We start from the raw sequence: 9,804 nt of genomic DNA, 5'->3' as shown, positions 1-9,804 counted from the left end.
GGTCTGGTGCTAGCGCACCATCCCGGAATGAGGGCCAAAACTCAGGTAGTCACTCCGCCGGTTGTTTGCTCTCGCTCAAATACGCCTGATAGGTGAGCTTGATCCCGTCATGGAGCGCCGTGCTTGCGCGCCAGCCGAGTTTGGCGAGCCGCTCGACGTCGAGCAGCTTTTGCGGCGTGCCGTCAGGCCGCGAAGGATCATAGCTGATCGTGCCGGTATAGCCGACGACGCCGGCCACCACGCGGGCGAACTCCGCGATGGTGATGTCCTTGCCGGTGCCGATATTGACAAGCTCGTCGCTCGAATAGGTCTTCATCAGATGGATGCAGGCGTCCGCGAGATCGTCGACATAGAGGAACTCGCGCCGCGGTGTGCCGGTGCCCCACACCACGACATTGGAAGCCCCTGAAACCTTCGCCTCGTGAAACCTTCGGATCAGCGCGGCGACGACGTGGCTATATTCGGGATGGTAGTTGTCGCCGGGTCCATAGAGATTGGTCGGCATCACGTTGGTGAAGTCGCTGCCATACTGGCTGCGATAGGCCTCGACCAGCTTGATGCCCGCGATCTTGGCGATCGCATAGGGCTCGTTGGTCACTTCCAAGGGACCAGTCAGGATCGAATCCTCGCGCAGCGGCTGGGCTGCGAGTTTCGGATAGATGCAGGACGAGCCGAGAAACATCAGCTTCTCGACGCGATTGAGATAGGCGGCGTGGATCACGTTGGCGGCGATCGCCAGATTGTCGTAGAGGAATTCCGCACGCAGCGTGTTGTTGGCGACGATGCCGCCGACTTTCGCGGCCGCCAGGAACACCACCTGCGGCGTCTTGGACGTGAACCAGTCGAACACCGCGGCCTGGTCGCGCAGATCGAGCTCGCGCCGCCCGACCGTCAAGAGCTCGGACTCCTCCAGCGCCAGCCGGCGCACGAGCGCGCCGCCGACCATGCCGCGATGGCCGGCCACGAAGACCGTTTTGCCCTTCAGCTCAAACGGGATGCTTGCCATTGGCGGCCTCCAGCCGGGCGATCTTGAGGTCGCCGGCGACCATTTCCTTCACCAGTTGCGCGAAGCTGGTCTTTGGCTTCCAGCCGAGCTTCTCGCGCACCTTGCTGGGATCGCCGATCAGGAGGTCGACCTCGGTTGGACGGAAATAGGTCGGATCGATGCGCACCACGGCCTTGCCGCTCTTCTTGTCAATTCCGGTTTCCTCGATCCCCTGGCCGCGCCACTGGATGCTGCGGCCGACCTCGGCGAAGGCCAATTCGACGAATTCGCGCACCGAGCGCGTCTCGCCGGTCGCCAGCACGAAATCGTCCGGCTCGTCCGCCTGCAGGATCGCGTGCATGCCCTCGACATAGTCGCGCGCGTGCCCCCAGTCGCGCTTGGCCTCGAGGTTGCCGAGATAGATCGCATCGTCCAGGCCCAGCTCGATGCGGGCGACGCCGCGGGTGATCTTGCGCGTCACGAAGGTCTCGCCGCGAATCGGGCTTTCATGGTTGAACAGGATACCATTGGCCGCGAAGATCCCGTAGGCCTCGCGGTAGTTCACGGTGATCCAGTAGCCGTAAAGCTTGGCGACGCCGTAGGGCGAACGCGGATAGAACGGCGTGGTTTCCTTCTGCGGGATCTCCTGGACCAGGCCATAGAGCTCCGACGTCGAGGCCTGGTAGAACCGGGTCTCCTTTTCCATGCCGAGAATGCGAATCGCCTCCAAAAGCCTGAGCACGCCGAGGGCGTCGGCATTGGCGGTATATTCCGGGCTTTCGAAGCTGACGCCGACATGACTCTGGGCGGCCAGATTATAGATCTCGGTCGGGCGGATCTGCTGCATCAGCCGGATCAGATTGGTCGAATCCGTCATGTCGCCATAATGCAGCAGGAACGGGACATTGCCGGCGTGGCGGTCCTCATAGAGGTGATCGATGCGTGCCGTGTTGAACGAGGACGACCGCCGCTTCACACCATGGACCGTGTAGCCCAAACCGAGCAGATATTCGGCAAGATAGGCGCCATCCTGCCCGGTCACGCCGGTGATCAGCGCGACGCGCCGTTTTGAACCCTGTACCGCCATGTCTTCTCCGAACCTCGCGCCGGAGCCCTCGAAGGAACCGCGGCGCGCCACGCACCTTACCGATCAGCCAACCGGCGCGGCGCAGGCCATAACATCCGACCGTACCTCAAGTCTAATGCCAATACGTGACCTAAAATCCCATCAAATCAGGCCGATAGAGCCCAAAACGGAATTAGGCTTTCGGCTATTGGCCGCGCTGCGCCAACACTCCGGATCGGGGATCGGTGCCTCGCCACATTCGGGCCGAAGCAGCCCTGCTTTTTCGGCCACTGGAGGCCTTGCGCCATGAGATCCCTGGCAAAACGCCGATTTCCGCTGGCCGATTTCCACAGGCCGATTTCCTCCTGGGTGATCGATGGGGTCAGAACCTGCGCACCAGGTCGATGACTTCGTCCTGCTGCGCAGGCGTGATTTCCGCAAACATCGGCAAGGACAGGATGCGGCCCTGGTCGGCGAAGGCGTTCGGGAACTCGTCGGGACGATGGTTGAAGCGGCCATAGGCTTCGAGGAACGGCAACGCGGTCGGATAGTTGATCGCGGTCTGCACGCCGTTGGCGGTCAGATAGGCAGCCAGCTCGGCGCGGCGCGGATGGCGGATGGTGTAGAGGTGATAGACGTGGGTCCGATCGGGTGCGACCTCGGGCACCTCGACGCCCTCAATCTGGTTGAGGCCGCAATCGTAGACCTTCGCCGCCTGCTGCCGCGCCTCGGTCCAGGCCACCAGATGCGGCAGTTTCGCCGACAGAATCGCGGCCTGCATGCCATCGAGCCGGCTATTGATGCCCTCGATCTGGTGCTGATGCTTCGTCAGCCCGCCATGGCGGGCCAGCATGGTCATGTGCGATGCCAACGCGTCGTCATTGGTGACGACGGCGCCGGCGTCGCCCATCGCGCCGAGATTCTTGCCCGGATAGAACGAATAGGTGGCGGCGATCCCGAAGCTGCCGATCGGCCGGTTCTTGTAGCGCGCCAGATGCGCCTGCGCGCAATCCTCCACCACCCAGAGCTTGTGCCTCTTGGCGATCGCCATGATCGCATCCATGTCCGCCGGCTGGCCATAGAGATGCACCGGGATGATGCCCACCGTGCGCGGCGTGATCGCGGCTTCGACCGCCGCCGGATCGATCGTGAAGGTCAGGCCGTCGGTGTCTGCGAACACCGGCGTCCCGCCGGCATGCGTGATCATGGCCGCGGTCGAGATCCAGGAATGCGCTGTCGTGATCACCTCGTCGCCCGGCGCGACCTTCAGCGCCGCCATCGCCAGATAAAGCGCGTCGGTGCCGTTGGCGCAGGACACGCAATGTTTGACCTCCACGGCGCGCGAAAACTCCCGCTCGAAGGCGTCGACATAGGTGCCGCGGATGAAGGCGTTGTCGCGGATCACGGCGGCGATGGCGTCATCGATCGCGTCCTTGATATTGTGATATTGAAGTTGCAGGTCGGCCAACGGTACCGGCATCGATCGTCTTTCTTATTGCTATTTGCGCAGTTCGAGCAGCCGCGCCGGGTTCCCGGCATAGGTCCCGGCCGAGGCGATGTCCTTGGTGACCACCGAGCCGGCGCCGATCACGACGTCGTCGACGATAAGCACTGGCATGATGGTCGCGTTGGAGCCGATCGACACTCGGTTGCCGATCACGGTCTTGCGCCACAAGTCCTTGCGGCCGCGCGCCGGACCACCGCCTGCGAAAGTATCGTTGATGAACATGACGCCGTGACCGATGAAGCAATCCTCGCCGATCGTGACCAGTTCGCAGATGAAGCTGTGGGATTGCACGCGGCTGCGCGCGCCGATCGCCACATCCTTCTGGATCTCGGTGAACGGCCCGATGAAACAGTCGTCGCCGATCCGGCAGCCATAGAGGTTGCAGGGCTCGACGACCTTGACCCGCGCGCCGAACACCACGTCGCGGATGCCAGCCTGCTGCAGTTCGGGGGCGCTCACGAGGTCATGCCCAGCCGGCACAGCCGCGGCGCGAAATGCAGCCGCACTTCCTCGCCGGTCTCGATCGACTCGTAGAGCGCCGAAATCAGTTCCAGGCTCTTGCGGCCCTCGAGACCGTCGACCAGCGCGGCGCGCTGATGCACCAGGCAATCGACCACGTGCTGATAATAGGCATGATGACCGAACCCATAGACGTTGGGCGGATTGACCGAGAATTTCTCGACCACTTCCTTGTCGGCCGGCAATTCATTGGCGAAGCGCCAATGCCGGATCTGGTTGACGGCAAAACCCGCGATCTCGACCGTGCCGCCCTCGCCCAATATCGAGAGCGAGCCTTCCAGATCGGTCGGGCGCGCGGCGGTCGTCGCCTCGATGATGCCCAACGCGCCGTTCCTGAACTTCAAGGTCGCGACCGCGGTGTCTTCGGTTTCGATCTTGGCGAGTGCGGTGATGGCGCGCGCATGGACGCTGACGACATCGCCGAAGAACCATTCCAGCATGTCGACATGATGGCTCGCCTGGTTGCTCAGGACCCCGCCGTCATAGGCCCATGTGCCGCGCCAGGCATCCTGGTCGTAATAGGCCTGATCGCGGCACCAGCGCACCCGCACGGTGCCGAGAATGAGCCGGCCGAACCGGCCCGCCTCCAGCGCCTCGCGCGCCTTGACCACGGGAACGTTGAAGCGGTTCTGCTTGACGATGAACAGCTTGACGCCGGCCACGTCGCAGGCCCGGATCATGTCGTCGGCATCCTGCAGCCTGAGCGCCATCGGCTTTTCGACCACGACATGCTTGCCGGCCTTGGCGCAGGCGATCACATGTTGCGGGTGCAGCCCGCTCGGCGTCAGCACCGAAACCGCGTCGATGTCCCGTCGCGCCAGGAAATCATCGATATCGTAGATGGCCGGCACCGCAAACTTCGCCGCAATCGCATCCGCGCGCGCGCGAACGGGATCGCAGACCGCGACCAGCCTGGCGCCTTCGATGTGACCGCCGCCCAAAAGGTCGGAGTGACGCTTGGCGATGCGTCCACAGCCAAGCAGCCCAAATCTGATCATCGAAGCTTCCTTTGCGAGCCGTCGTGATGGCAGCCCAGACATTCGCGACGGCCGATGGGGCGGGGCAAGTGGCATGATCCGATGGCTGTGCCGCCGGTTGTCCGTATATTCAAAAAAGAGGCCGCAGATCAAGGCGTTTGGATCGCCCTGCCCAAGCAAGCACCTGGCAGGCAGGGGTCGGGCCGGAAGACGCCACCATGGCGCGGGCAACCAAAAACTGCTTGCGCTGGACCGAGCCAGCCTGAATAAGCGGCGGGCATGTCGGACCATCGATCGCCGGCCCGACATGCACTCATCCGCACCCGCGGTGCCGCCGCCCCGCCACCGCCTGCCTCAACGAGCATGCCCGACTTCAGCGAAGCGCCCCGGCGCCCCAGACCCTCGCGCATCCGCCTGACGCTGCTGCTGCTCGTCATCCTGCATATCTGCGCCTGCTGCCTGTCTCTCGTCTTCATCAGCCAGCACTACGCTTATCAGCATTTCTACACATTCGATGCCGCGCGCGTCGCGACAGCCCTGCTGAACATCGCGCCGCTTGCCGTCGCGGCGCTTTTCTTCGCATTCAGTCGCTTCAGCTTCGGCTACTTTGTCGGCTTCAATCTCGCCACCATGATTCTCGGCTATCTGTGGCTGGCGCCGTTCTCGACGCTCAACTACGATCACCGGCTGGCCAGCATCTCGGCCGTCGTTTCGCTGCTGGCGTTCCTGGCGCCGGCCCTGTTCATCACGGCCCCGCTCAAGCAACGGATCGTCCTGTCGGAACCGGCGTTCGAACGGCTGCTGTCGGGGATCCTGATCCTGGGCGCCGTCACCGTCGCCATCGGTGCTTCCTACAATTTCCGCATCGTCAGCGTCGCCGATATCTACGACTATCGCAACCAGCTCGATTTCCCGCGACCGCTGCTTTATGCCAACGGCCTGTTCTCGAACGCGCTGCTGCCGTTCGCATTTGCCGGCTTCCTGGTGCGCGGACGGCGATGGCAGGCGGGGACGGCCCTGCTGCTGCTGCTGTCGTTCTATCCGATCACGCTCAGCAAGCTGGCGCTGTTCGGACCGGCCTGGCTGGCGTTCCTGGCGCTGCTGGGCGGGCTTTTCGAGGCCCGAATCGCAGCCGTGCTGTCGCTGTTTCTGGCCATCCTGTTCGGTGTCCTGTTACTGCCCTTCGTCAAGTACGGCGCGATCTCGCTCGATCACGCCATGAACTACATCGGCAACATCAATTACCGGATGATCGCCGTGCCTTCCATCGCCTTTGACTTGTACAACGACTTCTTCTCCAAACATGATCTCACTTATTTCTGTCAGATCGGTATCCTGAAGCGGTTCGTCAGCTGCCCCTACTCCGACTATCTCTCGATCGTGATGTCGCGAAACTACCAGCTCGGCTTTGTCAACGCCTCGCTGTTCGCCACCGAAGGCATCGCGTCCGTCGGGCCTTATTTTGCGCCAATTGCCGTGTTCGCATGCGGCCTTGTCATCGCGCTGGGCAATCGACTGTCGTGCGGCCTGCCGCCGAGATTCATTCTGTTGTCCGGCGGACTGCTGTCGCAGGTCCTCATGAATATCCCGCTGGCCACATCGTTGCTGACCAACGGCGCCGCAGTGGTATTTCTGTTATGGTACATCACCCCACGCGCGTTTTTTGCGAAGCCGGCGGCGACCGAGGCGACATGACGCAGCGCCGAATTGCAAATCGCCCCACTGCGGGCTAGTTGCTGTCCTCCATTCCACCGGCAGCGGCAGCACGAAAGGCTTACGAGGCGGTGAACACCACGAATTCCTATGTCACGGTCAAATCCGAGGCCCGCGATCCCGTCCAGCTTTCCGATTTTCGGCCGGTGGCGTGTGATCATCTCGCGCGCGTCGGTGGCGCGAACGACGGCGGCTATGTCGTATCGCTTGACGCGGTAAGGGCAGCCGATGCGCTCTTGTCACTTGGCCTGTCGCACAACTGGACCTTCGAGCGCGATTTCAGGAGGTTGAACTCCCGCGCGGTCATTCACTGCTACGATCATACCGTGTCCGCGCTGACGGCATTCGAATATTCGCTTGGTCAGCTCGGGCGGTTCCTGGTGCGCTTCCAGCCGCGCTATTTGCGCGGCGCGTTCACCTGTCTCGACTATCTCCTGTTCTTTCGCGGCGACAAGGTCCACTTCCGTCAGCGGATCTGGCGGGACCGCGAGGACGACAGCGCCACGATCGACGACGCGTTCGACCGATTGCCGAACGGCAGCCAGGTTTTTGTCAAGATCGACGTCGAAGGCAGCGAATACCGCATTCTGGACGACCTGCTCCGGCGCTCCCAGAACATCACTGCCCTGGCGATCGAATTCCACGACATCGATATATTGCTCGACCCCTTCAAGTCGGTCATCGAAAAGATCAAGCACGACTTCTACCTCGTGCATTTTCACGCCAATAATCAGGGCGGATTGACCCCCTTCCATTTTCCGCGAACGCCGGAAATCACGTTCCTCAACAAGCGGTTTTTCCCGTCAGCCCCGGCCCCATCGACGCGAGCCTATCCCGATCCGGGGCTCGACGCTCCCAACCGTGCCGGGATGCCCGATTTCCATCTGGAGCTTTGAGGCAGGCGGCGGGCTATGCCAGCCCACGCAAGACCGCCTGCAATTGCTCGGCGTAGCGCTCCCGCGTCATTGCCAGCATCCTGTCACGGCCGCGCCGTGTGCGCTCGCGTGCCGCCGCAGGCTCCCTCAAGACCTCGAGGATGGCGTCCCTGATCGCCGGAACGGAGGTCGGATCGAACAACAATCCGGCATCGCCGACCTGTTCGGGAATGGCCAGGATGGCGGAGGCGATCACCGGCGTGCCGACCTGAAACGCCTCGTAGATGGGAATGCTGACGCTTTCGAACAGCGATGGCATCACCAATGCGGCCGCCAATTGATAGACCGCCTGCAGATCGTCCTGCGCAACATAGCCGAGATGGAGCACCCGATCGTTCAATCCAAGCCTTCCGATCGCGTTCATGACCGTCTGGTATTCGTCGCGCTGTTTTCCGGTGAGAACCAATCCCAGATCCGGCAGCCGGTCCGCGACGCTGCGAAACGCCTCGATCAGGCGCAGGTGATTCTTGTGTGCCCAGAACTGCGCCGGATAGAACAGGAATTTCTCGGGCAGCTTGAGCCGAGCCCGGGCCGCTCCAAGCTGCTCGGCGCCTTGCTCCGACAGAAATTGCAGTTGCGGGGGCGCAGGAATCACGACCGTCCGCTTTTCTTCGACGCCGAAGAAGCGGACGATGTCGTTTTGCACGTCGCCGGATTCACAGATCACGCGCCGGGCGCGCCCGAGCAACGAACGATGGATTTGATGCCGCCAGGCGCGTTGCCACCAGGCGAAATTCTGCGGGTAATATTTCTCCTGCAGATCGTGCAGCGTGTAGACAAACGGCTTGGTGGTATGCAGCAGCGCCAGCGAATAGATCGGCGCCAGCATGATATCCTCCGCTACGAAAGGGTCAGGCAGCCTGAGATGCAGCCGGTGCGCGGCCAGCGCAGTCAATTGTTGCGCCCGCGTTTCGCCAAAGCGCACGATCGGGTAGCCGAGTTTCGCAAAATCCGGGTTGTTCGGGTCGCCGTACACCGTGACGTCGAAGCCCGTCGCATGATGCAAGGCTTGCAACGTCGCCAGCGTGTACTGGTAAGTGCCGCCGTTATCGGGTCCGGCCAGCGCAATGACGCCGAGCTTGGTGGTCACGCCGGGCTCATCTCTCGCAGCAGGTCGTTCACGTCCGTCCCGATCCGCCGCACGTCGGACCTGCTCAATTCGTAATAGGATGGCAGGTTGAGACCGATCTGCGCCTTCTTGGCAGCGACCGGCAGAGCGGCCTGGCGATACATCGGCATCGACGACATGGTGCAGAAATAGGGCCGCGAATCGATGCCGCGCGCCTTCAGCGCCTGCATGAAATCCTCGCGCCGCTGCTCGTCGAACCAGTCGACCTCCAGACATACCATCCAGAACGCGCTCTTGGCCCAGTTCTTGACCCGGTTCAGGCGCACCTGATCGGTGGTCGGAATCTCCGCATGATACCAGTCCATGATCTCGGTCCGGCGACGGAGGAAATCGTCGATCCGTTCGAGCTGCGCGACGCCGAGAGCGGCCTGCAGATTGGTGATCCGGTAGTTGAAGCCGCGCTCCTCGTGAAAATACCGACGCTGCGGGCTCATCGCATGGTCGCGCAGCCGCCGCGCGCGCTGATAAAGCTCCCCGTCGTTGGTGGTCAGCATGCCGCCCTCGCCGGTCGTGATTACCTTGTTGCCGTAGAAGCTGAATACGGCGCAGGTCCCAAGGCCGCCGACCCGGTGCCCGCGGTATTCCGCGCCATGCGCCTCGGCTGCGTCCTCGACGATGGCAAGCCGATGCGCATCGGCGATCTCGCGCAAGGCATCCATCTCCGCGGGATGGCCGTAGAGATGCACGGGCATGATCGCCCTGGTTTTCGGCGTGATCAGCGACTTCACCGATGCGGGATCGAGGCAAAGCGTATCGGCGTCGACATCGGCCAGGACCGGCGTGGCGCCGGTATAGGCCACGGCGTTCGCGGTCGCGACGAAGGTCAGATCGGGAATGATCACTTCATCGCCGGGCCCCAATCCGAGCGCGGCCAGCGCCAGATGCAGCCCGGTCGTGCCGTTGCTCACCGTCAGCGCATAGTCGGTGCCGCAATAGCGCGCGAAATTGGCCTCGAACTCGTCGATGTATTTTC

Annotated in this window: 9 protein-coding genes; 2 read left to right on the top strand and 7 right to left on the bottom strand. The window is 62.7% G+C overall.

Going from position 1 to position 9,804, the window contains the following annotated elements; all coding sequences use genetic code 11:
* Positions 1–49: 49 nt before the first annotated feature.
* The 5 genes from WCB02_RS10480 to WCB02_RS10460 all read right to left on the bottom strand — a co-directional run bounded on the left by WCB02_RS10480 (position 50) and on the right by WCB02_RS10460 (position 5,075).
* Complete coding sequence (locus WCB02_RS10480) at positions 50–1,006, bottom strand: GDP-L-fucose synthase family protein (protein ID WP_423958037.1); 957 nt, start codon at positions 1,004–1,006, stop codon at positions 50–52.
* Positions 987–2,072, bottom strand: a complete 1,086-nt coding sequence (gene gmd / locus WCB02_RS10475; protein ID WP_423958035.1) for a GDP-mannose 4,6-dehydratase — start codon at positions 2,070–2,072, stop codon at positions 987–989. Before gmd ends, WCB02_RS10480 begins: the two co-directional genes overlap by 20 nt.
* A gap of 361 nt (positions 2,073–2,433) precedes the next feature.
* Positions 2,434–3,531 (bottom strand): DegT/DnrJ/EryC1/StrS family aminotransferase, encoded by a 1,098-nt coding sequence (locus WCB02_RS10470; protein WP_423958034.1) that lies wholly within the window; start codon positions 3,529–3,531, stop codon positions 2,434–2,436.
* 18 nt (positions 3,532–3,549) lie between these two features.
* The gene (locus tag WCB02_RS10465; protein WP_423958033.1) at positions 3,550–4,017 is read right to left on the bottom strand and encodes an acyltransferase; all 468 of its coding nucleotides are present in this window, start codon (positions 4,015–4,017) and stop codon (positions 3,550–3,552) included.
* The gene (locus WCB02_RS10460) at positions 4,014–5,075 is read right to left on the bottom strand and encodes a Gfo/Idh/MocA family protein (protein WP_423958032.1); all 1,062 of its coding nucleotides are present in this window, start codon (positions 5,073–5,075) and stop codon (positions 4,014–4,016) included. Before WCB02_RS10460 ends, WCB02_RS10465 begins: the two co-directional genes overlap by 4 nt.
* 342 nt (positions 5,076–5,417) lie before the next feature.
* Here WCB02_RS10460 and WCB02_RS10455 point away from each other — a divergent pair, with 342 nt between their 5' ends.
* Together WCB02_RS10455 and WCB02_RS10450 are read left to right on the top strand one after the other, a co-directional pair.
* Positions 5,418–6,749 (top strand): hypothetical protein, encoded by a 1,332-nt coding sequence (locus WCB02_RS10455; protein WP_423958030.1) that lies wholly within the window; start codon positions 5,418–5,420, stop codon positions 6,747–6,749.
* Between the two features lie 89 nt (positions 6,750–6,838).
* A complete protein-coding gene (locus WCB02_RS10450) occupies positions 6,839–7,663 on the top strand; it encodes a hypothetical protein (RefSeq protein WP_423958029.1) in 825 nt (274 codons plus the stop codon).
* A 13-nt stretch (positions 7,664–7,676) separates the two neighbouring features.
* Here WCB02_RS10450 and WCB02_RS10445 read toward each other — a convergent pair whose 3' ends face one another.
* On the bottom strand, positions 7,677–8,792 hold the full coding sequence (locus tag WCB02_RS10445; protein ID WP_423958027.1) for a glycosyltransferase family 4 protein: 1,116 nt from the start codon (positions 8,790–8,792) through the stop codon (positions 7,677–7,679).
* A partial coding sequence (locus tag WCB02_RS10440; RefSeq protein WP_423958025.1) for a DegT/DnrJ/EryC1/StrS family aminotransferase occupies positions 8,789–9,804 on the bottom strand: 1,016 nt, incomplete at its 5' end. The genes WCB02_RS10445 and WCB02_RS10440, both read right to left, overlap by 4 nt.

This window comes from Bradyrhizobium sp., from assembly GCF_049581145.1.
GTDB lineage: Bacteria > Pseudomonadota > Alphaproteobacteria > Rhizobiales > Xanthobacteraceae > Bradyrhizobium.
Note: the sequence above shows the minus strand (reverse complement) of the source record. Positions and strands in the feature narration are given on the sequence as shown.